This is a genomic window from Fictibacillus nanhaiensis, assembly GCF_036213205.1.
GTDB lineage: Bacteria > Bacillota > Bacilli > Bacillales > Fictibacillaceae > Fictibacillus > Fictibacillus nanhaiensis_E.
The window spans coordinates 1-25,101 of sequence record NZ_JARMFC010000006.1; the positions used below are offsets into that span (position 1 = coordinate 1).

The window sequence follows — 25,101 nt, forward strand, 5'->3', positions numbered from 1 at the left end:
TTTGTGTTTTAAACGGCATCATTGGCAAGTTGATTGGAGTGTAAGGGGTGAGACTCCTGGGGGATCAGCGGGACAGGTGAGACTCTTAATAGCGCTACGCGCTAAGAGGCTCACCGCCTGCCCCGCGGAAAGCGAGCACCTGAAACGTAAATCAAACCCTTTCAATAGCAACAAAGATTTAGGGAGAAGACTTTAATTTTAACGAACAACCAAAAAACGGGAGGATGAAAGAAAATGAGTATTAACATTCCAAGGGGAACGAAAGATATACTCCCAGGAGAAGTAGAAAAATGGCAGCTGATCGAACAAAAAGCAAAAGAAGTATCGGCGCGATTTAATTATAAAGAGATTCGAACGCCGATCTTCGAGCACACTGATCTGTTTCAACGCGGTGTAGGTGACTCAACAGATATCGTTCAAAAAGAGATGTATACGTTCAATGATCGAGGCGACCGTAGCTTAACGCTTCGACCAGAAGGGACAGCGCCCGTAACTCGCTCTTATGTTGAAAACAAAATGTTTGGTTTACCTGGTCAGCCTGTAAAACTATTTTACATCCAACCTATGTTTCGATACGAAAGACCTCAAGCTGGTCGATATCGTCAGTTTGTACAGTTTGGTATTGAGGCGATGGGGTCTGCCGATCCTGCTATCGATGCAGAAGTAATCTCGCTTGCGATGACGGTATACAAAGAGCTTGGCTTAACAAAGCTCCGTCTAGTGTTGAATACGCTAGGTGATGCAGAGAGCCGTAAATCTCATAAGGAAGCATTGATCGCACACTTTGAACCTAGAATCGATGAGTTCTGTTCCGATTGCCAAAATCGTTTATTGAAGAATCCTTTAAGAATTCTAGATTGCAAAAAAGACCGAGATCATGAGCTTATGAAAAGCGCTCCATCGATTCTTGAACACTTAAACGAAGAATCAAAAATTTATTTTGAAGAAGTGAAAACGAGCTTAGATGCGATGAACATCGAGTATGTGATCGATCCTACACTTGTACGTGGACTGGATTATTACAACCACACGGCTTTTGAGATCATGAGTGAAGCTGAAGGTTTTGGTGCCATCACAACGCTTAGTGGAGGCGGTAGATACAACGGTCTTGTTGAAGATCTTGGTGGACCAGCTACACCAAGCATCGGATTTGCGATGAGCTTAGAACGCTTGTTATTAGCACTTGAAGCAGAAGGTGTCACACTTGAAACAGAAGAAGAATTAGATTGTTACGTTGTTGCACTAGGTGATGAAGCAAAACAAAAATCAGTAGCGATCTTAAGTCAGCTTCGTCAGGCTGGTATTAAGAGTGACAAAGATTATTTAGATAAAAAGATGAAAGCACAATTTAAAGCAGCAGACCGCTTAAAAGCGAAGTTTGTAGCGATCCTAGGTGAAGAAGAACTGTCAAAAGGAATCATCAACGTGAAGAATATGGATTCTGGAGAACAGTCAGAAGTAGCGATTGAAGAGTTGAGCACATTTTTGAAGCAAGGTAAATAAGGAGGACACATCTCATGGAATATCGCACACATCAATGCGGAAAGATTACGGAACAATATATCGGTGAAAAAGTAACAATAACAGGTTGGGTACAAAAAAGACGTGACTTAGGTGGTTTGATCTTTATCGACCTGCGTGACCGTTCTGGAGTTGTACAGATCGTCTTTTCACCAGAAGTATCGCCTGATGCGTTAGAAACGGCTGAAAAAGTTAGAAGTGAATATGTTCTTACAATCACAGGAAAAGTGCTTGAGCGCGATCCTAGCACGGTAAACCCAGCTATGAACACGGGTAAGATTGAAATCTCTGGAGAAGAAGTTAAAATTTTAAACAGTGCAAAAACACCACCTTTTTCTATCAGTGAAGATATGGACATTACAGAAGACATTCGATTGAAGTATCGCTATCTTGATCTTCGACGTCCGATCATGCAGGAAACGTTAAAGATGAGACATGAAGTAACTCGCTATATCCGTAACTTCCTAGAGAACGATGAATTTATGGAGATGGAAACACCGATGCTTACGAAGAGCACACCTGAAGGAGCGCGTGACTATTTAGTACCAAGCCGTGTGCACCCAGGCGAATTCTATGCTTTGCCGCAATCTCCGCAATTATTTAAGCAGTTGCTTATGGTTTCAGGTTTTGAAAAATACTATCAGATCGTTCGTTGTTTCAGAGACGAAGATCTGCGCGCAGACCGTCAGCCAGAATTTACACAAGTAGATATCGAAACTTCTTTCATGGGCCAAGAACCACTTTTAGCTATGATGGAAGAGATGATGACTGGGCTTGTGAAAAAAGTAAAAGGAGTAGAAATTCCAAAGCCTTTCCCAAGAATGACTTATAAAGAAGCGATGGATCGTTATGGTTCAGATAAACCGGATACGCGTTTCGGCCTAGAACTTAACAACGTATCAGAAATCGTAAAGAATTCTGGATTTAAAGTATTTGCAGCAGCGGTTGAGAACGGTGGTCAAGTTAAAGCGATCAACGTGAAAGGTAAAGCAGCAAATTATTCTAGAAAAGATATTGATGGTCTTACTGAATTCACTGCTCGATATGGAGCAAAAGGCCTTGCATGGATGAAAGTAGAAGCTGAAGGGTTAAAAGGTCCTATTTCCAAGTTCTTTAACGAAGAAGATGCTGCTGACTTAGCGAACGCACTACAAGCAGAAGAAGGCGATCTGTTGTTGTTTGTAGCAGATAAGCCGTCTGTGGTAGCAGACAGCTTAGGCGCTTTAAGACAAAAGCTAGCAAAAGATTTAGATCTGATCGATCAATCAAAATACAATTTCTTGTGGGTCGTTGATTTCCCGCTTGTTGAATACGATGAGGATGCAGATCGTTTTGTGGCGCTGCACCATCCATTCACGATGCCGAAGACAGAAGATCTTCATTTAATGGATTCCAATCCTGCTGAAGTAAGGGCTCAAGCGTACGATTTAGTTCTTAACGGTTATGAGCTCGGCGGAGGGTCTCAGCGTATCTACCAACGTGACATCCAAGAGAAAATGTTCAAAACATTAGGATTCACTGAGGAAGCAGCGCGTGAAGAGTTCGGATTCTTATTAGAGGCTTTTGAATATGGAACACCTCCACATGGTGGAATTGCGTTAGGGCTTGATCGTATGGTGATGTTATTAGCTGGAAGAAGTAATTTAAGAGACACCATTGCTTTCCCTAAAACAGCTTCTGCATCATGTTTACTTACGAATGCACCATCTGCTGTAAATGAAAAACAGCTCGATGAACTACACCTGTCTGTTAAAGTGAAGCAAGAAACCAAGTAAGTGAATATTTAGAAAAATACGAATCGTCTTAAAAAGAGACACATTTTGTCTTGTATTTGATTTATTCGTATGATAGTATGAATTTAAGCGATGGGTCCTATGGTGACCGTTAACAACCCGAAAGTTTTGAGCCAACATTAAGTATTAGGGAGTTTGTGTTTTCACACAGCGTCCATGCCCTGAAAGCTAGGGGACGGACAAAATGCGAAACAGGGCACCCACCTGCGAGAGCAGGTTCAAAACTAAGGGTATACGGCATTTTTGGGGCTCATTTTTTTGTGCGAAAAAACCAAGTAAGCATATTGATTTTGTTTTCAAAAGTGGATATGCTGATAAAGATGCATTTTCTTTATTTTATGTGCACGTCTGAAAGGAGATTTCGCTAAATATGCTTTATCAGTTCTCAAGAAATGAACTTGCCATTGGAAAAGATGGAATAGAGGTCTTAAAAAACTCAACAGTTGCTGTGCTTGGAATCGGGGGAGTAGGCTCTTTTTCAGCCGAAGCACTAGCTCGCTCAGGAGTTGGACGTTTGATCCTTATCGATAAAGATGACGTCGATATCACGAACGTGAATCGTCAAATACATGCACTTGTGAATACCGTTGGACAACCAAAGGTAGATCTTATGAAAGAAAGAATCGCGCTTATTAATCCAGAGTGTGAAGTTATCGCTCTTAAGATGTTCTATACAGAAGAAACATATGAACAAATCTTTGAATATGGACTTGATTTTGTAGTAGATGCATCTGATACGATCTCCTATAAAATCCACCTCATGAAAGAATGTTTGAAGCGCAAAATTCCAATCATCTCAAGCATGGGAGTTGCGAACAAACTGGATCCAACACGTCTTCAGATCGTTGATATCTCTAAGACGAGCTATGACCCGATCGCTAAGGTCATTCGCCAACGTCTAAGAAAAGAAGGAATTACAAAAGGGATACCAGTTGTATTCTCAGATGAAAAGCCAATTCAGATTCGCGAAGAAATTCGAAAAGAGATCGTACCTGAAAACGCTCCTGGCATTCGAAAAGCGAAGATGCCACCATCTTCAAATGCATTTGTACCTTCTGTTTCAGGTCTTTATATGGCAGGTTATGTAATCAACAAAATTATTGAAGATAACAATATAAAGATTGAAAGAATACGATAAATTTATGAAGAAGAGTTCTGACCGATCTAAAGTCAGGACTTTTTTTGTAATTTCATCGAATTCTTACAACTTTTAGATGTAGGGGAGGGATTATGTACTTCCGAGTGAGACGGTGCGTGTAAAATGTTTCCCTGAAATGCACACCGGAAACTTATACGAGGTAATCTTCATTAATTTCAGGGTAATTTAAAATATATCCAGGTATAACCCGAATATATCCACAGATAAAATAATTTATCCGATTTTCGACAAAAATCAGCATAAAAATGACTCACAGTAGTTAGAGCCTAACCCTATGAGTCATCTACTATTATTTTGCTAGTTTTTCTAGGTTTCCGTTCTTGTCCATGCGGAAGGTAACGTTAGGATTAGTATCTTCGTCTTGGAACAATACCATTTTTCTTGCGCGATCCATGATCTGAATCAATGCTTGATAATCTTCCTGAACCGTCTGGTGCTCTTTCTCAAGAACAGCTAGTTGTTCTTTCATCACTTTGTTCTGTTGCATCAACTCGTTCATCTGAAGACGAAGTTCCATGTTTTCTTGAACAAGCTTGCCGCTCGAAGTGCCGTTACGCTTTAACCCACTTAAGAAATCTATGACTTCATCAAGTGTAAGACTACTTTCATTACTAGCTTGTGGCTGACGATAGGCGATTGGTGATGAATGTTGTTGTGATCCTTGTAAGCTTGTAACTTCTGTTGCCTCAGATTCAGGTTGCTGAACAAAACTCTGTTGTTCTTGAACTGGAGCTGATGCAGCAGTAGGTGTTGAAGCTATTGTGTTTCTGTCATACGTAAATGGTGTTTTAAAGAACTCTTCAGGATGATAGGTTTCATCATCATGCATCTGTGGAGCATTTATAGATTGTACAGGCTTCGCTACAGGTTTCGGCTGTTGTTGCTGCTGTGACCTTGCTAGTGCACGCTGACGTTCTTTTCTTTGTTTTTTAGCGATCTTTAATGCTTGCTCGTATTTTTTCCTCACGATTGCATTCCATCTGAAACCAACTGCTGCACTCGTACGTTCTAATTTATCTCCAACCTCTTCAAAAGCATGCAACTGTGTGCTTCCTTCACGGACATGGCGTAAGACCGTTTCGGCAAGCAATAGATCGTCTTCTTCTGACCAGGCGTCCTGTCTGATTTTTGACACGGTAATCCTCTCCTTAGCTACAAAAATATTCATTTGATATTTTCATGTTTACCAATCAGAGAGAATCCTATACACACTTCTGAAGAACTTTTGCTAGTTTGCTATTTTATAAAGTCTCATAGATTTAGTTTCCTTTTTTCTTACGCTCATTAAAATAGTCAAGACGCTTCTTTATATTTTTTTCAAAGCCACGTTCAGTAGGCTCATAAAAAGTCTTACCTTGCAGATGTATCGGTAAATATTCTTGAGGTACGTATCCGTCTTCAAAATTATGTGGATATTTATAGTCTTCACCATGTTGAAGCTGTTTCGCTCCTTTATAGTGAGCATCACGAAGATGAATCGGAACGAGTCCTGTTTTTTCTTTTTTCACTGCATCAAGCGCTTTATCGATTCCTGTTATCACTTTATTGCTTTTAGGAGCAGTAGCTAAGTATAATGTTGCTTCAGCAAGCGGAATACGGGCTTCAGGCATACCAATAAAATCAGCAGCATAACTAGCAGCATGAGCAACTAGCAGAGCATTAGGGTCAGCGAGACCGACGTCTTCTGCGGCATGAACGAGCAATCGCCGAGCAATAAAGCGTGGATCTTCGCCAGCATAAATCATTTTTGCAAGCCAATACAGAGCTGCGTCAGGATCTGATCCGCGTATGCTTTTGATAAAAGCAGAGACCGTATCATAATGGTTGTCCCCTTTTTTATCATATTGAAGTACTCTTTGTTGAATAGATTCTTCAGCAATTTCTAATGTTATTGTGATGTTGCCGTCTTTATCTGGTTTCGTTGTTAACACAGCAAGCTCAACCGCATTAAGTGCTGTTCTTGCATCGCCGTTTGAAATAGATACGATATGATTTATCGCATCTTTTTCCATTGTGACCGGATGCTTGCCATATCCTCTTTCTTTATCAGAAAGAGCTTGCTCAATTACTTTAGCAATGTGTTCATCTGTTAGTGGTTCAAAACGAAATAAGCGAGATCTAGATAAGAGCGCGGGGTTGATTTCAAACATTGGACTTTCTGTTGTTGCACCAATTAAGATAACCGATCCGTCTTCCACATAGGGAAGTAGCGCGTCTTGCTGACTTTTATTAAAACGGTGGATCTCGTCAATAAAGAGCACTGTCTTTTTTTCTTCAAGTAATAGACGTTCTCTAGCAGCTCCCATGATGACCTTTAGATCAGCCACTCCAGATGTAACAGCATTTAGTTGTTCAAACCATGCAGATGTGGAATTCGCAATTATTTTAGCTAAAGTCGTTTTGCCTGTTCCGGGAGGTCCAAAAAAGATCATCGGTGTGAGCTGATCGGCTTCGATCGCTCGTCTTAATAGCTTACCTTCTCCTGCGATATGCTCCTGACCGATAAATTCCGTTATTTTTCTTGGGCGCATGCGGTTAGCGAGAGGTCTTTTTAAAGAATGAGAGCTTTCATCTCTATAAGAAAACAAGTCCATTACAATCATCCTTCCGTACACTTGTTCTAATCGTCATATGACAATACTATACAATAGTACATCATGCAAGTTGAAATGATTTCATGCTATAATAAGCTTTAGATTTATGGAATCAAACAAAATGAGACAACTTAATAGGGAAGGATTTTGCACAGTGAAAGACCAAAAGCATTCAAGATGGAACAAATTTTTGTTTCAATGGTCTGTTTTTTTTATTGGATTATTTATTATGGCCTTTGGAATCGCGCTTATGATCAAGGCAGACCTCGGAAGTGCTCCTTGGGACGTTCTTCATATCGGATTGTTTGCACAGTTCGGACTATCGATCGGAACATGGTCGATCATAATGGGATTCTTCGTCATCTTAGCTACATCCTTATTAACAAAAAAGAAACCTCAATCAGGCGCATTTTTAAATATGGTGTCTGTTGGTTTGTTTATTGACTTTTATTTATGGCTTCCTTTTTTTCATGATCCTGTAACTGATTTTGGGAAATGGATGTTCTTAATCATCGGAATCTTAATCTTAGGTTTTGGGATCGGGCTATATATTTCATCAGACTGCGGTGCAGGACCAAGGGATAGTCTGATGCTCGCTCTTACAGAAAAATCAGGAATGAAAGTTTCAAATATCCGACTTTTAATGGAATTTGTTGTTCTGTTTTTTGGATGGATGTTAAAAGGACCCGTTTCTTTTGGAACGATCCTTTTTTGTGTAACGATAGGAGCAATCGTGGGCAGGACCCTTCCGTATTGCCAAAAATTAGTGAAGTTTGTTTTAGAACGGAGTGAACAATATGAAGATATCAACAAAAGGTCGGTACGGATTAACCATCATGATGGCATTAGCAAAGAGATCAGGTGAAGGTCCGATCGCTTTGAAGTTAATCGCAAAAGAATATAGCTTATCAGAACATTATTTAGAGCAGCTTATAGCTCCGCTTAGAAATGCAGGACTAGTTAAGAGCATTCGCGGTGCATATGGTGGGTATATGCTGGCAAAAGAAGCTTCCACGATTACTGCTGGAGATATTATTCGTGTGCTTGAAGGACCTATCTCTCCCGTCGAAGTTTTGGATGATGAAGAGCCTGCGAAAAGAAATCTTTGGATCAAAATACGAGATGCTGTAAAAGATGTATTAGATTCTACAACACTTGAAGATTTGGCAAACTATGAAGATGAGGGCGCACAGGACGCTTACATGTTTTATATATAGGAAGGAAATGAGCAATGAAAAACGTTTATTTAGATCACGCTGCAACCTCTCCTGTTCATCCTGAAGTTATAGAAGAGATGATTCCGTTTTTAACTGAACACTTTGGGAATCCTTCTAGCATCCATCAATACGGAAGACAGACTCGTAAAGCTCTTGATGATGCGAGAACCATGATTGCCGCTTCTATAGGTGCTTCACGTAATGAGATCATTTTCACAAGCGGCGGTACCGAAAGTGATAACCTTGCTATTCTTGGTACAGTTTCTCTTCTTGAGAAAAAAGGAAAGCATGTTATTACAACTGAAGTGGAACATCATGCTGTACTTCATACATTTCGTGAGCTTGAAAAGAGAGGTTTTGATGTAACTTACTTGTCCGTTGATGAGGAAGGCAGGGTTTCACTAGAAGAACTAAAAAGATCTTTAAGAGAAGATACGATTCTCGTTTCGATCATGTATTGCAACAATGAAACAGGGACAACACAAGACATAAAAGAGATCGGTAGCCTTTTGGAGGACAAAGAGATCTTGTTTCATACTGATGCCGTGCAAGCCTATGGATTAATTTCGATTGATGTTAAAGAACTGAACATTGATCTGTTAAGTGCTTCTGGTCATAAGATTAACAGCCCTAAAGGAACAGGCTTTCTATATGTGAGGGAAGGGGTTCCTTTTCTTCCTCAAGGCTTCGGCGGTGAGCAAGAACGAAAGCGGCGTGCTGGAACAGAAAATGTTGCAGGAATCGCTGCATTGCAGAAAGCTGCATCTATCGCTGAGAAAGAAAGAGAAGAGCGTTTCAGCCAATACTCAACGTTTAGAGAATCGATGAAAAGAATTTGGCAAGAGGAAGAAGTAACGTTCATAGAGAATGGAAGTCTTGAGCATTTTCTGCCGCACATTCTGAATGTAAGTTTTCCTGGTGTGAAGACTGAAGTACTCTTAGTCAATCTAGATTTGGCTGGTATCGCAGCTTCTAGCGGATCGGCTTGTACGGCTGGCTCACACGAACCTTCACACGTTCTAAAAGCGATGTTTGGTGATGATGAACGCACAAAATCATCTGTTCGTTTTAGCTTCGGCCTAGGTAATACATTGGAAGATATTGAATATGCAGCTTATGAGACAGCAAAAATCGTGAAACGTTTAGCAAAATAAGTTACAATGTTTGTCATATGAAAGAAATGAGGTGGACACGATGCAAACAGAATTAAACAAAAAGGCACCTCAAGATACACGAGTAGTTATTGGAATGAGCGGCGGTGTCGATTCTTCCGTTGCCGCACTTTTACTGAAGAAGCAAGGCTATGATGTAATCGGGATCTTTATGAAGAACTGGGATGATACCGATGAGAATGGCGTATGCACAGCAACAGAAGATTACAACGATGTGATTGCGGTCTGCAACCAGATCGGCATTCCATATTACGCGGTGAATTTTGAAAAAGAATACTGGGACAAAGTATTCACGTACTTTTTGGAAGAATATAAAGCAGGACGAACACCTAATCCAGATGTGATGTGCAACAAGGAGATCAAATTCAAAGCGTTCCTTGAGCATGCCATGAACCTAGGTGCTGATTATGTAGCAACGGGCCATTATGCACGTGTTGCTGAAATAGATGGAGAAGTTAAAATGCTTCGAGGCGTTGATGAGAATAAGGACCAAACTTATTTTCTTAACCAGCTTTCTCAAGAACAATTACGTCGCGTATTGTTCCCAATTGGTGAGTTGAAAAAGCCTGAGATCCGTAAGATTGCAGAGGCAGAAGGACTTGCTACTGCAAAGAAAAAAGACTCTACGGGTATTTGCTTTATTGGAGAGAGAGACTTCAAAGAATTTTTAAGTCAGTATCTGCCTGCAAAGCCTGGTGAGATGCAAACGTTCGAAGGCGAAGTTAAGGGCAAGCATGATGGATTGATGTACCATACGATTGGGCAGCGTCATGGTCTTGGAATCGGTGGAAGCGGAGAACCTTGGTTTGTTGTCGGTAAGAACTTAAAAGACAACGTATTGTATGTCGAACAAGGCTTTCACAATGAAAAGCTTTATTCTGACAGCTTAAAAGCGGTAAAGGCAGGATTTGTTTCTGATAAACCGATGCCTGCTACATTTAAGTGTACGGCGAAGTTCAGATATCGTCAGCCTGACATGGGGGTAACCGTCCATGTGATGGAGGACGAAACGCTACATGTGGTCTTTGATGAAGCGCAACGTGCGATCACACCAGGACAAGCAGTCGTGTTTTACGACGGAGATGTATGCTTAGGTGGCGCAACAATCGACACGGTCTACAAAAACGACGAAGAGATCACTTATTTATAATAGAATGTGGAAAAACTGGCTTGCGCAGATTACAAAACTGTATGAGCCAGTTTTTTACGTTAATAAAGGTTCTCCGGGGCATTTGGTTTTATATATCCATGCTAAGTGTTAGTGGTGCTTGTGCAGCGGCATATCTATGCTCGCTGCACGAGCGATTCCAGAGATTTATGAGCGATTCCAAAAATCTTGAAATATCTATCCCGCTGTAAGCATCCAGAAAAAATTATGCGCCAGCTACCTTCATTTGTTATACTTTTGAAGGAAATTAAAAGTGGGGGTAATGAAGATGGAACCTTCAAAAGGTCTTGAATATTTACAAAAAGGTAAATTTGAAGAAGCTGCAAAAAGTCTGGAATCCATGATCGAGGCAGATCCAGAAAATCCAGTGCATTATATAAACTTCGGAAATTTGCTTTCTGCTGTTCATGAACACGAAAAAGCAATTCAATTTTTTGATAAGGCGCTATCGCTAGACGAAAATGCCGTAGCCGCATTTTATGGTGCGGGTATTGCCTGCTACCATCTCGAAGAATTCTCTAAAAGTGCAAAACTCTTCCAAGAAGCGATCAAAGGCGGTCTGCAAGATAGTGATACTCATTTTATGACAGGAATGTCGTTCGTTTCACTCGGTGAACATAAGCTTGCATTTCCATACTTAATGAGAGCAATTGAGCTCAATGAGCAAGATCATGAAGCACTATTTCAATTTGGTCTCTGTCAAGCGAGAACAGGTGATATTGAATCGTCATCAACAACATTTGAAAAAGTAGTGAAACGCTTTGAGACACATGCCGATGCTTGGTACAACTTAGGTGTGACGTATAGTTATTTTGACAAAAACAGAGAAGCTCTTAAAGCCTTTCAAAAAGCGTTGGACATTCAGCCAGATCATTATTTAGCAGGGAATGGAAAACGAAATATAGAAAGTAAAAACACAAACCATTAAAGGGGGTGCTTTATGGCACAGCAGCCTTCTTTTCATTTAGAAGATGAGACGTTAGAAATAACAAAGTATATAAAAGGTACTTTGATCTCTACTGTATATCATCAAACAGAGAGTCTCTATACAGTAGCGAGAATAAGGGTTAAAGAGACGAACGAAAATTACAATGAAAAAGAAGTTATGATCACTGGTATCCTTCCCCCGTTACGAGAAGATGAACTTTATGTGTTTTATGGGAAATTTAAAGATCATCCGAAATATGGTAAACAATACGAAGTTGAACTGTTTCAAAAAGAGATGCCTCAATCAAAAGAGGCCATGATTCAATATCTTTCAAGTGACCTGTTTAAAGGGATCGGAAAGAAAACAGCTGAGCATATCGTAGAAGTTATGGGCAATGATGCGATCACAAAGCTTTTAGAATCACCTGAATACATTAGTCAGATTCCGAAGCTGACAGAAGATCAAGCTGAAAGCCTGCAGAAATCCCTATTGCAGAATAGAGGATTAGATCAAGTGATGATGGCCGTTCAGCCATATGGAATCGGACCACAGCTCGCGATGAAGATTTTTCAAACATATCAGGATGAAGCGGTAAAAATCATTAAGGAAGAGCCGTATCGACTGATCGAGGATGTTTCCGGAATTGGATTTCACCGGGCTGATGAGATCGCAAAAGGAAATGGCATGCAAGTCAACCACCCAAAACGAATTCAAGCTGCCTGTCAGTTCGTGCTTCGTGATCAAGGTACAGACCTTGGGCACTCCTATCTACCGATGGACGAACTGTTAGAAGGCGTTAGAAAGCTTTTAGCCGATGGAAAGAATACAGTTGATGAGATGAGTATTTTTCGAGAGATTCAAGATATGGAGACAGAGCAGCGATTGATCATAAAAGAGAACGTTGTATACTTGCCGTCTCTCTATTTCGCAGAGCGTGGATTTGCTCAAAAGATGAATCATTTATTACATAGTCAAGAAAATGATTATCACATAGAGGATTCAAAATTGGAATCTGAGCTGTCAGCGCTTGAAAAAAGGCTCAGCATGAAATATGCGAACAGTCAAAAAGAGGCTATTAAAAAGGCTTTAACGTCTTCTTTAATGGTCTTAACAGGAGGACCTGGAACAGGGAAAACGACCGTAATAAAAGGTATCGTCGAACTGTATAGTGAAATTCATGGGGTGAGCTTGAATCCTGATGATTACCGTGGAAAGAAAGAGTCGTTTCCTGTTTTACTCGTTGCTCCAACAGGTCGAGCAGCAAAGCGAATGACAGAGTCAACAGGGATACCGGCTCACACGATCCATCGCTTGTTAGGATGGAAGGGTGGTGGGACATTCGAAAAAAATGAAGATGAACAGATCGATGGAAAACTTTTGATCGTCGATGAAATGTCGATGGTCGATCTATGGCTTGCACATTCTTTAGCAAAAGCACTGCCACCTCACATCCAGATCATTTTTGTGGGGGATGAAGATCAGTTGCCGTCCGTAGGTCCTGGCCAAGTATTAAAAGATCTTCTACAGACTCAGCATGTTCCACAATCTCGGTTAGTGGATATCTATAGACAAGCAGAAGGTTCTTCCATCATTCGGTTAGCTCATGAGATGAAGAATGGAAAAGTCCCGCAAGATTTGCTCGTTCCTCAGAATGACAGACGATTCTTTGCATGTTCAGGTGAACAAGTGTTTCAGGCTATCCTTCAGGTTTGTGAAAATGCCATAAAAAAAGGATACAGCTCTAGAGATATTCAAGTTTTAGCTCCAATGTACAAAGGGCCAGTTGGAATTGATCGATTAAATATGGAACTTCAGCGTCTGTTTAACCCAGAGAAACAAAAACAGCGTCAGCTACAAGTTGCCAATGTTTTTTACAGAAAAGGGGACAAGGTGCTTCAGCTCGTCAATCAACCCGAAGATCAGGTTTTCAACGGTGATATCGGTGAGATCGTTGCAGTAATCTATGCAAGAGAAAACACGGATAAGGAAGATCAGATCGTCATCAGTTTTGATGAGATAGAGGTTACGTATAAAAGAAGTGAATTTCATCATTTTACTCACGCTTTTTGCTGTTCAATCCATAAGTCCCAAGGCAGTGAGTATCCGATCGTCGTTCTACCTGTCTTAAAAAGCTACTACCGAATGCTAAAACGAAACTTATTATATACGGCAATAACGAGAAGTAAAGAATATCTAATCCTGTGTGGAGAACAAGAAGCATTTACTTGGGCTGTTGAACGATCAGATGAGACCGAACGTTACTCTGGTCTAGCATTGCGTCTTCAAGAGACCATATTGGAAAAAGATATAATGAATGATACCCTTCTAAACGAAACAAACTAGAAATGTTCGAGAGATGTAAGATGTCATCTTGTCGGACATTTCTTTTTTGCTTTTTTAGAAGTCGCGATTCTTCAAATATTGTTTTCTGTATATTTTCTACAAATTCAGGACACCCTTGTAAAAGTAAATTTAAAGGAGAGAGAGCAAGTGGAATGTCCGAACTGCAGTAGAAAAGATATTGGGAAAATCGGTGTGAACCAGTACTATTGCTGGAACTGTTTTATAGAGCTTTCCATTGTTAAAGGAAGACTGTCCCTTCATCAGGTGGAAGAAGACGGCTCTCTAACATCACTCGATGATTTATTTGAAGATCAAGATCTGACTTATAGAGAAAGCACATCATAAAAGAAAACAATTTCTGATGTCGAGGTGATCTAGCATGAGCAGGACGATGAGTTCTCTTTTCGCACTTGGTATTGGAGCGGCAACATATGCGATGAGAAATAAGAGGATGTCAAGAATGTCTAAGATGAACTATAACCTTTCAGATATAAGTGATCTTTGGACATCACGACGTGTTAAGAAAATCCGTAAAAAAGTCGCAAGAGCCATTTATTAAAGAAAGCATACCCCGTCGCATATAAAGACGGGGTTTTTTAAGAAAAGGGTGAAGAGATGACAAAAGACATTCGAATGAAGTGGGTTTATAGGCTTGCCCTTTCTTTATTATTGTTTTTATGTTTGTTTCTCTTAATGAAACTTTACCCTCTTTATGAGCCATTATGGAGTGCAATCAAAGGAATCTTTCTGCCCTTTTTTCTTGCTGCTCTCATTACATATCTACTCCATCCTGTCGTGGAATACGTCCATGAAAAAGGATTACCACGTTTCGTTGCGATCTTAAGTATATACATCCTTTTCTTTGGTGGTCTAGGATTTGCGGCAGTAAAAGGGTTTCCTTATTTCGTCGTACAGATGAAGCAGCTGTTAGTTAACGTACCTGTACTTGCTGAGGATTATAAGGAACTATTGTACAAAGTGGATCGTGGAACATCAGCACTTCCGTATTCGGTTCATTCTAAAATAGAAAATTATATCGTTAAAATGGAAAATAACGCGCAGGATGTGTTGACTAATGCCATTTTTTCATTAAGAAAAATTGTAGACTATTTCTTTGTTATCATCGTTGTACCTTTTTTAGTGTTTTATTTTTTAAACGATTTTGAAAAGCTGAAAAAAGCTCTTTGGTACATGACACCAAGAAAATATCGTTATGAAGGAAAACACTTAATAAAAGATATTGATCAATCGCTTGGAGGCTATATTCGAGGACAATTATTTGTAGGTGCTATACTAGGAGCTGCAGCAATGATTGCTTTGTGGATAGTGGGAATGCCGTATCCGATTCTTTTAGGACTGGTGATTGCGATAACAGATATCATCCCTTACTTTGGTCCGATCTTAGGAGCGATTCCCGTCATTTTGATTGCATTAACGATCTCTTGGAAGATGGTATGGATCACTGTTGGCATTATGCTTGTTTTACAATTTATTGAAGGAAACATCCTTGGTCCATTTATCGTCGGCAAGAATCTGCACATCCATCCTGTGTTTATCATTTTTTCATTATTACTTGGGGGAGAACTGGCTGGTGTACCAGGTATGATCCTGGCTGTTCCGATTTTCAGTGTGATTAAGGTAATCATCATTCATATCAGGGAACATCGACTTCAAGTATCCGATTGACAAGTAAGATTGAATAAACGTATACTTACGCTAGAAGATCAAAAATCGCTGAAAGAGAAAAGTACGTTTCAGTCCTTCCAAAAGAGAGAAACATCCATCGGCTGAAAGATGTTTTAGGAAGAAGCGAAGCAGAAAGCTACTCTGGAGTGCAGAAGGAAAATCTGCCGTTATGCCGCGTTAAGGCTTTAATCAAGGTGATATGCTTAAAGATAAGCATATAACCAGGGTGGTACCGCGTGAATTCAAACTCTCGTCCCTGTATTTTATATAGGGATGGGAGTTTTTTATTTTGCCACTCGACATAAGTTTGTAGGTTTAGAATTGATTTTGTACCTACTTAGCAATCATTTTTTTAACTAGGCTCTTTCTAAAAGATTGTTGCTTTGTATCTTTTCTCTTCTTATGCAAGTTGATTGCAGCGGAAGGTGGCTCACCGCATGCCCCATGGAAAGCGAGCGACCTGGAGCGGAAATCAACTACCTTCCATAGCAACATGAATACGAATTCAGTCTTTATATTTATCTAAAAAAGGAGAATGAAAACGATGAAAAATTTGACTTCAGCTCAAGTTAGACAGATGTTCCTTGATTTTTTCCAAGAAAAAGGCCATGGTGTAGAACCTAGTGCTCCCTTAGTTCCGCATGAAGATCCTACACTTCTATGGATCAACAGTGGTGTTGCAACATTGAAGAAATATTTTGATGGACGAGTGATTCCTGAGAACCCTCGTATCACAAATGCACAAAAATCGATTCGTACGAACGATATCGAGAATGTTGGTGTTACAGCAAGACACCATACGTTCTTTGAAATGTTAGGAAACTTTTCGATTGGTGATTATTTTAAAGTGGAAGCTATCCTTTGGGCATGGGAGTTCTTAACGAGTGAAAAATGGATCGGCTTTGATCCGGAAAAACTTTCTGTGACGATCCACCCGGAAGACGATGAAGCATTTGATATTTGGACGAAACAAGTAGGATTACCAGAAGAGCGTATCATTCGTTTAGAAGGAAACTTCTGGGATATCGGTGAAGGGCCGAGCGGACCTAACACAGAGATCTTCTATGACCGCGGTGAATCTTACGGCAACGATCTATCTGATCCTGAACTCTACCCAGGTGGGGAGAACGACAGATATCTTGAAGTATGGAACCTGGTGTTCTCACAGTTCAACCATAATCCGGACGGCACGTATACGCCACTTCCTAAGAAGAATATCGATACAGGTATGGGACTTGAGAGAATGGTTTGTGTGATCCAAGATACGAAGACGAACTTTGAAACAGATTTATTCATGCCGATCATCAAAGAAACAGAAAAGCTTTCTGACACGTCTTATGGCTTAAGCACTGAAACAGACACTGCATTTAAAGTGATCGCTGACCATGTACGTACAGTAAGTTTTGCGATTGGTGATAGTGCTCTACCATCAAATGAGGGAAGAGGATATATCCTTCGACGATTGATTAGAAGAGCGATTCGTTTTGCAAAAAAAATCAATATCAACAAACCGTTCATGTATGAACTAGTACCAACTGTTGCAGACATCATGGTAGACTTTTACCCAGAAGTAAAAGAAAAAGTTCCTTTCATCCAAAAAGTCATCAAGACGGAAGAAGAGCGTTTCCATGAAACGATCAACGAAGGTCTTGCTATCTTAGAAGATGTTATGGCAAAAGAAAAAGAAGAAGGAAGAAACGTCATCTCTGGAAAAGACGCGTTCAAGCTTTACGATACATTTGGATTCCCATTCGAGCTTACACAAGAGTATGCGGCTGAAAACGGAATGGATGTAGATTTAGAAGGCTTTGAAAACGAGATGAAAGCTCAACGTGAACGTGCACGTGCAGCAAGACAAGATGTAGACAGCATGCAAGTTCAAGGTGGAGTTCTTTCTGATATAACCGTAAAGAGTGAATTTAGAGGTTATGAAAGCTTAACTGGAGAAGCGAAAATTTTAGAAGTACTACAAAACGGTGAACGAGTGGCGATGGTCGCTTCAGGAGAAGAAGCACAAGTCATCCTAGATGTAACACCATTTTACGCTGAGAGCGGTGGTCAGATCGCTGACCAAGGAACGATAAAAGGTAAAGAGCTTTTACTTAGAGTAAAAGATGTTCAAAAAGCACCTAACGGTCAAAACCTTCATACCGTTCTTGTTGAAAAAGGGGTTCTCGAGAACAATATTGATGTTTCTGTTGAGGTTGACCCTGAGATTCGTGCGAAAGTAGTGAAGAATCATACAGCTACTCACCTTCTTCACCAAGCTTTAAAAGATGTGCTTGGAACGCACGTAAATCAAGCAGGTTCTCTTGTACAAGAAGGTCGTTTGCGTTTTGACTTCACTCATTTCGGAAGCATCTCTTCAGAAGAGCTTGAGAAGATCGAAGAGATCGTTAACGAAAAAGTATGGGGCAACATTCCTGTCGAAAAGATGGTTAAGAACATTAACGAAGCAAAAGCGATGGGAGCAATGGCACTGTTCGGTGAGAAATACGGTGAAACGGTACGCGTTGTAAAAGTAGGAGACTATAGTCTTGAGCTTTGCGGTGGGTGTCATGTAAATAACACTTCCGAGATCGGTTTGTTTAAGATCGTTTCAGAATCTGGTATCGGTGCAGGAACACGTCGTATTGAAGCTGTAACAGGTGAAAACGCGTACCGCCTGATGAACGGCCACGTCCAGCTATTAAAAGACACGGCAGCTAAGTTGAAAACAAATCTTAAGGACGTGCCACAGCGTATAGACGCACTAAACGAACAAATTCGTGAGTTGCAAAAAGAAAAAGAATCTCTTGCAGCTAAGATCGGAAACATGGAAGCAGGGAGTCTTGTTGATGAAGTTCAAACGATCAACGGAGTTTCTGTTATCGCGAAAAAAGTAAACGGGATGGATATGAACGGTTTGCGTTCGGTCGTAGATGATTTAAAGAATAAACTTCAAAGTGGAGTTGTGATTCTTGGTGCGGAAAACGGTGGAAAAGTAAATATTGTCGCTGGAGTAACAAAAGATTTAGTGACAAAAGGTTATCATGCGGGTAACCTAGTAAAAGAAGTGGCTGTCCGTTGCGGCGGAGGCGGTGGTGGCCGTCCTGATATGGCCCAAGCTGGAGGTAAAGATCCCGAAAAGCTGCAAGAAGGAATAGATTCTGCAGTTGAATTGATCAAAACCGTTTCCTAAGCTTTCATCTTTCATGTACAATAGAGACAAGAACTAATTTGTCCCATAAGGGAGATCTTCAGAAAGAGGTGTTCGCCAGTGAGTTCAATGGACAAAACGATGAAGTTTAACTTCAACGAAGAAGATGCTTATAAGACGAATGTAGAAACTGTCCTGTTTTCTGTTTATGATGCCCTACAGGATAAAGGATACAATCCTATCAATCAGATTGTAGGTTATTTGCTTTCAGGGGATCCGGCTTATATTCCTCGTCACAATGATGCGAGAAGCATGATTAGAAAATTGGAGCGAGATGAGCTTATTGAGGAGCTTGTAAAATCATATCTATCCACTCAAAAAGAAGGAAGTCGTTAATTTGACAAAAACACTCGGACTGGATGTTGGAACGAAGACAATAGGTGTTGCCGTCTCAGATGCATTGGGATGGACAGCACAAGGAGTCGAAACGATCCGACGCCGTCCTAACAAGCCAGAAGAAGACTATGCAAGGATTCAAGAGCTGATTCAGTTGCATGATATTAGTAAAATCGTAGTAGGTCTTCCAAAGAACATGAATGGTACGATCGGTCCCAGCGGAGAAGCTTGTCAAAACTTTGCAAGTGATATTGAAAGTCTGACAGGTCTTTCGGTTATCCTATGGGATGAGAGGCTGACCACCATGGCAGCTGAAAGGACGTTGATTTCAGCTGACGTGAGCCGTAAGAAGCGAAAACAGGTGATCGATAAGCTAGCAGCGTCGATTATTCTGCAAGGTTATTTGGACAGCCAACAATAATAAAAAGTAGAGGTGAGCCAATTATGGCAAAAGAAGAACGCGAACGCATTGTTATTCCAGACGAGAATGGTGACGAAAACCTATTTGAAGTTTTATTCAAATTTGATGTTGACCAAACTGGAAAATCATACATGGTAACTATTCCTGTAGCTGATTCAGAAGATGATGATACAGATGAAGTAGAAGTTTTCCCTTTCCGTTATGAAGAAAATGGAGAAGAAGACGATCTTGCTCTTTTCCCACTCGAGACAGATGAAGAATGGGACATGATTGAAGAAATGTTAAACACATTTCAAGATGACGAGTTTGAAACAGAACAATAAATAAAACGAAAAGGAAGTTGGTATTCTGACCAGCTTCTTTTTTTATTCCATTTTACGGCCAATCTCGACAATTTCTGCTAGTAAACGTATAATTAAACAGGTGGGAAGGGGGAATATCATGTTGAATCTCCAGTCATCTGGGAATTACATAAATGAAAATAAAAGTAAAAAACGTACCAAAACGATAGTTCTATCTATTTTGTTTCTAATTCTTGCTCTAATCGTTGCCGCCGCGATTGGTGGGTATTATTATTACAATAAAAATATCGGACCTATAGACTCAGCTAATAACGAAAAAATTACGGTGGAAATTCCAATTGGTTCTTCCACATCAAAAATAGGACAAGAGCTTGAGAATAAAGGGTTGATCAACAATGGTGATTTCTTCAGACTCTACACAAGAGTTAAAGGAGAAGGCAACTTTCAAGCGGGCATTTACGAATTGACTCCTTCCATGAACCTAACTGAGATAATTTCAGCACTTAAAGACGGAAAGATGTTTAAGAAGCCAGCTCTAACATTAACGATTCCTGAAGGGTATAATGTCCCACAGATCGCAAAATTAATCAGTCAGAAAACGGGTTATAGTGAAGCGGATGTTATCAAAAAAATGACTGATAAATCTTATTTGAAACAGCTTCAAGAAAAGTATCCGATCTTACCTGATGATTTGATGAAGGATGGACTTTATTACCCTCTAGAAGGATTTTTGTTTCCTGCCACTTATGAATTTGATGTGAAAAAGCCGGAGTTAACAGATGTGATTGATAAAATGGTCGAACAATCTTCTGTTGTTTTAGCTAAACACGAAAAAGATATACGGAATAGCGGTTATACCCTCTTTCAAATTATAACTTTGTCATCTCTTATAGAAGAAGAATCTCAGCGTGAAGAAGATCGGAAAAAAATTGCAGGTGTTTTTTATAATCGCTTAAGTAAAGATATGAAGCTAGACTCTGATCCAACGGTTAAATACGCTAGAAAGAATTTCGATGTGCAAGTCTTATATGAACATTTAAAGTATGATTCAAAGTACAATACGTACCTTTATAAAGGAATTCCGATTGGACCAATCACTTCACCAGGTGAAAAAGCGATCGAAGCTGCACTGCAACCAGTTAAGATGGAGGAGCTGTTCTTTTATGCCAGACCAAACGGCGAAGTCATCTACACAAAAACATTAAGCGAACATAATGCTGTATATAAAAAATACAGAGACGAATGGAAGGTTTGGCAAGAAAAAGACAATAAGTAAGTATTTTTATGAGGATACTAGAGGTATTCTCTTTTTTTATGCTGTACGATCAATTGAATAGGTAACAATCTGTGAATACATAGAAAACAGCCATAAAGAAATAGGACTCTCGCCTTCAAATAAAGATTATGTTACAATATACCGGTTAGTGTGAAGGAGGCGTGTTACTTTGGTCTCAAAAGAATTGAACCAATATATCGAAAAAATTATTCCAACGCGCTCTGAACAAGTACTAAAAATGGAGCAATACGCGAAAGAGCATAATGTGCCGATTATGGATCTAACAGGTATGGAGACACTTTTGTCCTATGTTAGATTGAAAAAACCGAATCGTATATTAGAAGTAGGAACAGCGATTGGGTATTCCGCTATCCGAATGGCTCTTGCCTGTGAGAATGCTGAAATTATTAGTATTGAAAGAGATGAAGAACGGTACAATATAGCAAAAGATAATGTTAGATCGTTTCATCTAGAGAGCAGAATTACTTTGTTATTTGGAGATGCGAATGAATTGCAGAGCCAAGTAGAAAACTATGCCCCATATGACTTTATTTTTATAGATGCAGCAAAAGGACAATATCAAAACTTTTTTGATCATTATTCTTCCATGCTGTCACCTGATGGCATCATCGTCACAGATAATGTTCTCTTTAGAGGGTATGTCGCTGATGAAAGCGGCTTAGAGAGTAGAAGACTTCGTTCTCTAGTAAAAAAAATTAGAAGTTTTAACGAATACATGATGCAGCATCCTGACTATCAGTCTTCAATCTTGCCGGTTGGAGATGGAATGATGGTGAGTATTAGAAATTCTTAATGGGACATGCAGTTTGGAGGAGTAATCAAAATGGCACAAAAACCAATAGTAATTGGGGTTGCAGGTGGATCTGGATCCGGTAAGACAACGGTAGCAAAAGAAATTTATAGGCAGTTTGCTAACCAATCCATCTTAATCATAGAGCAAGATGCGTATTACAGAGATCAGTCAGAAAAGTCTATGGAAGAACGATTGGATACAAATTATGATCATCCTCTTGCTTTCGATAATGATTTGTTAATTCAGCACATTTCTTCACTCTTACAGTACGATTCCATTGAAAAACCAGTGTACGACTATACAGCACATACAAGAAGTGATAAAATTATCCCAGTTGATGCTAAAGATGTCATTATACTGGAAGGTATCTTGATCCTTGAAGATGAACGACTACGTGATTTAATGGACATCAAGCTGTTTGTAGACACGGATGCAGATGTACGTATCATTAGAAGAATGGTTCGAGATATCCGAGACCGTGGAAGAACACTTGAATCTGTTATCGATCAGTATACTTCAGTGGTTCGGCCGATGCATAATCAATTCATAGAGCCAACGAAACGATATGCAGATATCATTATTCCAGAAGGCGGCCAGAATCTTGTTGCGATCGATTTAATGGTAACAAAGATTAAGACGATATTGGAAGACAAAGCATTATTGAAAAAATGAGGAACATCATCCTCATTTTTTCGGTATACACGGACAAATATCAGCTTTAGCCATTTGGCAATCAACTAATGACCTATTTTTTATACATACCCTAGCCGAATTATCATATAACGTAACAAGGGTACTGATTATTTAAGGAGTGAAAACAATGGCAGACGAGAAAAAACACTATATGACCTTAGAAGGTAAAGAGAAGTTAGAGAACGAACTAGAATTCTTAAAAACTGAACGAAGAAAAGAAGTTGTTGAACGAATTAAAGTAGCTCGTAGTTTTGGAGATCTTTCTGAGAACTCGGAGTATGATGCAGCAAAGGACGAGCAGGCTTTCGTAGAAGCTCGTATCGTTCAATTAGAAAAAATGATTCGTGATTCGGTAATTATTGAAGATAATAAAGACCAATCTGATAACGTTTCCATTGGGAAAACAGTTAAGTTTAAAGAGCTTCCAGATGGTGACGAAGAATCATATATCATCGTAGGTAGTGCAGAAGCAGATCCGTTCGAAGGTAAAATCTCTAACGACTCTCCAATGGCTAAAAGTCTTCTAGGTAAAAAGCCTGGAGATAAAGTTTCTGTTCAAACACCTGGTGGAGAGATCAGCGTTGTTATCCTAGAAGTAAAATAAACGATTCAACGTACTAGAAGACTTGCAGTAATCTGCAAGTCTTCTTTTTTGTAGCCGTTTAGGATCAAAACGAGTGGGTGAGAATAGGAGTAAGGTGGTGAGCACGTGTTATCGAAGAAAAGAACGATGGTAGTGGCACTTTTTTTCTTTTTCCTTATCATTTTTCTCACTTATCGGTTAGCTGATATACAGCTGATCTCTACTACTTCCTTTTCCAAGAATAAGGTGAACCTCGTACAAGAAAGTGTTGATCAGCGTACACACCGCTTTACAATCAACGATGGGAGAGGTTATTTTCTAGATCGAAATGATAAGCTGCTCTCAACTGATGTAAGAGCTCAAATCATTGTTTTTCCTAATCTTTATTCAAGTAAATGGCCGATTGATTCTATTGCTAACATACTGGAAATATCAAAAAGTGACTTTACCAAAAAAATTAGTGAACTAAAGAAACCATCTGCACTCTCTCTTTCAGAAGAACTAAGTATAGAGCAGATGAATGAGATAAATAAACTAGAGATTCCCGGGCTCTACGCTCAACTTGTTACAAAACGAAATCCAACTCCGTTCGCGAACCATATCATTGGTGCGGTTGGGCAAGATCCTGATCTGATCAAAAGAAAGTATGAAGACAAACTAAAAAAAGGCACGGTTACGATAAGCACAAAAACAGGAAAGAACGGCATGCAATATACGTTTGATCCTTTTTTAATCTCGGAAGGGGAAACAGAATATATCTATCATGTGGATCGTCAGGGACATCCGTTGTTCGGCCTCGATGTTAAATTCCGTTCGCAATCAAACCCACTATATCCTCTTCACGTAAAAACGACTCTAGATAAATTGATGCAGGAAACGGTAGAAAAAACACTTGATGCTCATGGTGTTGAAGAAGGTGGAGCTGTTTTACTTGATATCGAAACCAATGAACTGTTGGCGATGTCAAGTAGACCCTTATTTTCGAGTCAGACCATCTATAAACATGTAGATCATATGACGTCTCAACAAATTCCTGGTTCTGTATTTAAAATTGTTACAGCAGCAGCTGCTATTGAAGAAAATAAGTTGCAGAACGGTAAAATGTACGATTGTAACCTAAACATTTACGGTAAGAAAGATGAGAGGCAGTTAGGGATGTTAAATATTGAAGACAGCTTTACCCAGAGCTGCAATAAAACGTTTGGGGATCTAGCAAATGAATTACAAAAGACAGATCCAGTCTATATGAAAAAATATGCAGAAAAGTTAGGTCTACTTACGCGAAATGGGTGGCAAGGAAAAGTCTATCATTTAGAAACATTCTCTCATTTCTATAAAGAAGAAGCTGGTCAGATCTACAACTCGAAAAAGAAAGTGTCAGACTACGAAAGTAATTTGGCGGTATCACAAACTGCGATTGGTCAGCTGGATGTTAAGATTACACCGCTTGCTGTGGCAAATATGATGGCTACGATTGCTAGAGGCGGGGTCAGTTATGAAGTAAAGGCAGCTAAAAGTGTGAATTTTGCTAATGGTACCGAACTGATCAAGTTTAAAGATCACAAGAAAGAAGCAGAAAAGTTATCTCCTTATACGATCATGAGACTTCAATCTCTTCTTTTAAACGTAGTTAAAAACGAAAAAGGTACAGCTCACGCTTTACAGGCATTGCCTTTTCAAGTTGCAGGTAAATCTGGAACCGCACAAAAAGGAGATGATAAAAGGTATAACAATAAATGGTTTGCAGGTTACTTTCCAGCCGATCAACCTCGTTTTGCTCTTGTAATCGTAGATTTAAAACACGATACCGTTAATCGCACGATTCCTGTTTTTAGGGATATCGCAACTGAAATAACGGAAAAAACAAATCAATGAATGAGATAATCTTAAAAAGAG

General features: G+C 39.7%; 23 protein-coding genes, 1 other RNA gene and 1 other annotated feature. Of the genes, 22 read left to right on the top strand and 2 right to left on the bottom strand.

The genetic code is table 11. From position 1 onward, the window contains the following. The first annotated feature begins 234 nt into the window (after positions 1-234). The 4 genes from hisS to P4V41_RS06595 all read left to right on the top strand — a co-directional run bounded on the left by hisS (position 235) and on the right by P4V41_RS06595 (position 4,452). On the top strand, positions 235-1,503 hold the full coding sequence (gene hisS, locus P4V41_RS06580; RefSeq protein WP_328084048.1) for a histidine--tRNA ligase: 1,269 nt from the start codon (positions 235-237) through the stop codon (positions 1,501-1,503). A 14-nt stretch (positions 1,504-1,517) separates the two neighbouring features. Further along, complete coding sequence (gene aspS / locus P4V41_RS06585; RefSeq protein ID WP_328084049.1) at positions 1,518-3,296, top strand: aspartate--tRNA ligase; 1,779 nt, start codon at positions 1,518-1,520, stop codon at positions 3,294-3,296. Between the two features lie 91 nt (positions 3,297-3,387). Next, positions 3,388-3,568: non-coding RNA, 6S RNA (gene ssrS, locus P4V41_RS06590), on the top strand. Between the two features lie 116 nt (positions 3,569-3,684). Then, positions 3,685-4,452 (top strand): tRNA threonylcarbamoyladenosine dehydratase, encoded by a 768-nt coding sequence (locus P4V41_RS06595; RefSeq protein WP_328084050.1) that lies wholly within the window; start codon positions 3,685-3,687, stop codon positions 4,450-4,452. Positions 4,453-4,762: 310 nt separating this feature from the next. Here the strand turns inward: P4V41_RS06595 and P4V41_RS06600 are convergent, their stop codons facing one another. Beyond that, entirely contained in the window at positions 4,763-5,608 is an 846-nt protein-coding gene (locus P4V41_RS06600) for an RsfA family transcriptional regulator (RefSeq protein ID WP_328084051.1), read from the bottom strand. A 124-nt stretch (positions 5,609-5,732) separates the two neighbouring features. Then, the gene (locus tag P4V41_RS06605) at positions 5,733-7,067 is read right to left on the bottom strand and encodes an AAA family ATPase (protein ID WP_328084052.1); all 1,335 of its coding nucleotides are present in this window, start codon (positions 7,065-7,067) and stop codon (positions 5,733-5,735) included. A 154-nt stretch (positions 7,068-7,221) separates the two neighbouring features. Here P4V41_RS06605 and P4V41_RS06610 point away from each other — a divergent pair, with 154 nt between their 5' ends. The 18 genes from P4V41_RS06610 (at position 7,222) to P4V41_RS06695 (ending at position 25,080) form a co-directional block, all read left to right on the top strand. Continuing rightward, complete coding sequence (locus tag P4V41_RS06610) at positions 7,222-7,932, top strand: YczE/YyaS/YitT family protein (RefSeq protein WP_328084053.1); 711 nt, start codon at positions 7,222-7,224, stop codon at positions 7,930-7,932. Then, positions 7,865-8,284, top strand: a complete 420-nt coding sequence (cymR, locus tag P4V41_RS06615) for a cysteine metabolism transcriptional regulator CymR (RefSeq protein ID WP_144698865.1) — start codon at positions 7,865-7,867, stop codon at positions 8,282-8,284. The genes P4V41_RS06610 and cymR overlap by 68 nt, the downstream gene beginning before the upstream one ends. Positions 8,285-8,298: 14 nt before the next feature. Next, on the top strand, positions 8,299-9,438 hold the full coding sequence (locus P4V41_RS06620) for a cysteine desulfurase family protein (RefSeq protein WP_328084054.1): 1,140 nt from the start codon (positions 8,299-8,301) through the stop codon (positions 9,436-9,438). Positions 9,439-9,478: 40 nt separating this feature from the next. Further along, the gene (gene mnmA / locus P4V41_RS06625) at positions 9,479-10,606 is read left to right on the top strand and encodes a tRNA 2-thiouridine(34) synthase MnmA (RefSeq protein ID WP_328084055.1); all 1,128 of its coding nucleotides are present in this window, start codon (positions 9,479-9,481) and stop codon (positions 10,604-10,606) included. Between the two features lie 286 nt (positions 10,607-10,892). After that, positions 10,893-11,552 carry a tetratricopeptide repeat protein gene (locus P4V41_RS06630; RefSeq protein WP_328084057.1) on the top strand — a complete coding sequence of 220 codons (660 nt, stop codon included), beginning with the start codon at positions 10,893-10,895 and terminating at the stop codon, positions 11,550-11,552. Positions 11,553-11,564: 12 nt separating this feature from the next. Beyond that, on the top strand, positions 11,565-13,895 hold the full coding sequence (gene recD2, locus P4V41_RS06635) for an SF1B family DNA helicase RecD2 (RefSeq protein WP_328084058.1): 2,331 nt from the start codon (positions 11,565-11,567) through the stop codon (positions 13,893-13,895). A gap of 147 nt (positions 13,896-14,042) precedes the next feature. Continuing rightward, positions 14,043-14,240: a hypothetical protein gene (locus P4V41_RS06640; RefSeq protein WP_066240196.1), complete on the top strand. Its 198-nt coding sequence runs from the start codon at positions 14,043-14,045 to the stop codon at positions 14,238-14,240. 34 nt (positions 14,241-14,274) lie between these two features. Next, positions 14,275-14,454: a DUF3918 domain-containing protein gene (locus P4V41_RS06645; RefSeq protein WP_328084060.1), complete on the top strand. Its 180-nt coding sequence runs from the start codon at positions 14,275-14,277 to the stop codon at positions 14,452-14,454. A 56-nt stretch (positions 14,455-14,510) separates the two neighbouring features. Further along, positions 14,511-15,581 (top strand): AI-2E family transporter, encoded by a 1,071-nt coding sequence (locus P4V41_RS06650; RefSeq protein ID WP_328084061.1) that lies wholly within the window; start codon positions 14,511-14,513, stop codon positions 15,579-15,581. Between the two features lie 39 nt (positions 15,582-15,620). Beyond that, positions 15,621-15,842, top strand: a binding site (T-box leader). A 283-nt stretch (positions 15,843-16,125) separates the two neighbouring features. Continuing rightward, positions 16,126-18,762 carry an alanine--tRNA ligase gene (gene alaS, locus P4V41_RS06655; RefSeq protein WP_328084062.1) on the top strand — a complete coding sequence of 879 codons (2,637 nt, stop codon included), beginning with the start codon at positions 16,126-16,128 and terminating at the stop codon, positions 18,760-18,762. 78 nt (positions 18,763-18,840) lie between these two features. Next, positions 18,841-19,116: an IreB family regulatory phosphoprotein gene (locus P4V41_RS06660; protein WP_144698881.1), complete on the top strand. Its 276-nt coding sequence runs from the start codon at positions 18,841-18,843 to the stop codon at positions 19,114-19,116. Between the two features lies 1 nt (position 19,117). Further along, on the top strand, positions 19,118-19,537 hold the full coding sequence (gene ruvX, locus P4V41_RS06665; protein ID WP_328084063.1) for a Holliday junction resolvase RuvX: 420 nt from the start codon (positions 19,118-19,120) through the stop codon (positions 19,535-19,537). Positions 19,538-19,560: 23 nt separating this feature from the next. Next, positions 19,561-19,860 carry a DUF1292 domain-containing protein gene (locus P4V41_RS06670; protein ID WP_328084065.1) on the top strand — a complete coding sequence of 100 codons (300 nt, stop codon included), beginning with the start codon at positions 19,561-19,563 and terminating at the stop codon, positions 19,858-19,860. Positions 19,861-19,978: 118 nt separating this feature from the next. Further along, positions 19,979-21,115 carry an endolytic transglycosylase MltG gene (mltG, locus tag P4V41_RS06675; protein WP_328084067.1) on the top strand — a complete coding sequence of 379 codons (1,137 nt, stop codon included), beginning with the start codon at positions 19,979-19,981 and terminating at the stop codon, positions 21,113-21,115. Between the two features lie 169 nt (positions 21,116-21,284). Next, entirely contained in the window at positions 21,285-21,929 is a 645-nt protein-coding gene (locus P4V41_RS06680) for an O-methyltransferase (RefSeq protein WP_328084070.1), read from the top strand. A 30-nt stretch (positions 21,930-21,959) separates the two neighbouring features. Then, positions 21,960-22,601 carry a uridine kinase gene (udk, locus tag P4V41_RS06685; protein WP_328084071.1) on the top strand — a complete coding sequence of 214 codons (642 nt, stop codon included), beginning with the start codon at positions 21,960-21,962 and terminating at the stop codon, positions 22,599-22,601. 148 nt (positions 22,602-22,749) lie between these two features. Beyond that, positions 22,750-23,226 (top strand): transcription elongation factor GreA, encoded by a 477-nt coding sequence (gene greA, locus P4V41_RS06690; RefSeq protein ID WP_328084072.1) that lies wholly within the window; start codon positions 22,750-22,752, stop codon positions 23,224-23,226. Positions 23,227-23,331: 105 nt separating this feature from the next. After that, positions 23,332-25,080 (top strand): peptidoglycan D,D-transpeptidase FtsI family protein, encoded by a 1,749-nt coding sequence (locus P4V41_RS06695; protein WP_328084073.1) that lies wholly within the window; start codon positions 23,332-23,334, stop codon positions 25,078-25,080. The last annotated feature ends 21 nt before the right edge of the window (positions 25,081-25,101 follow it).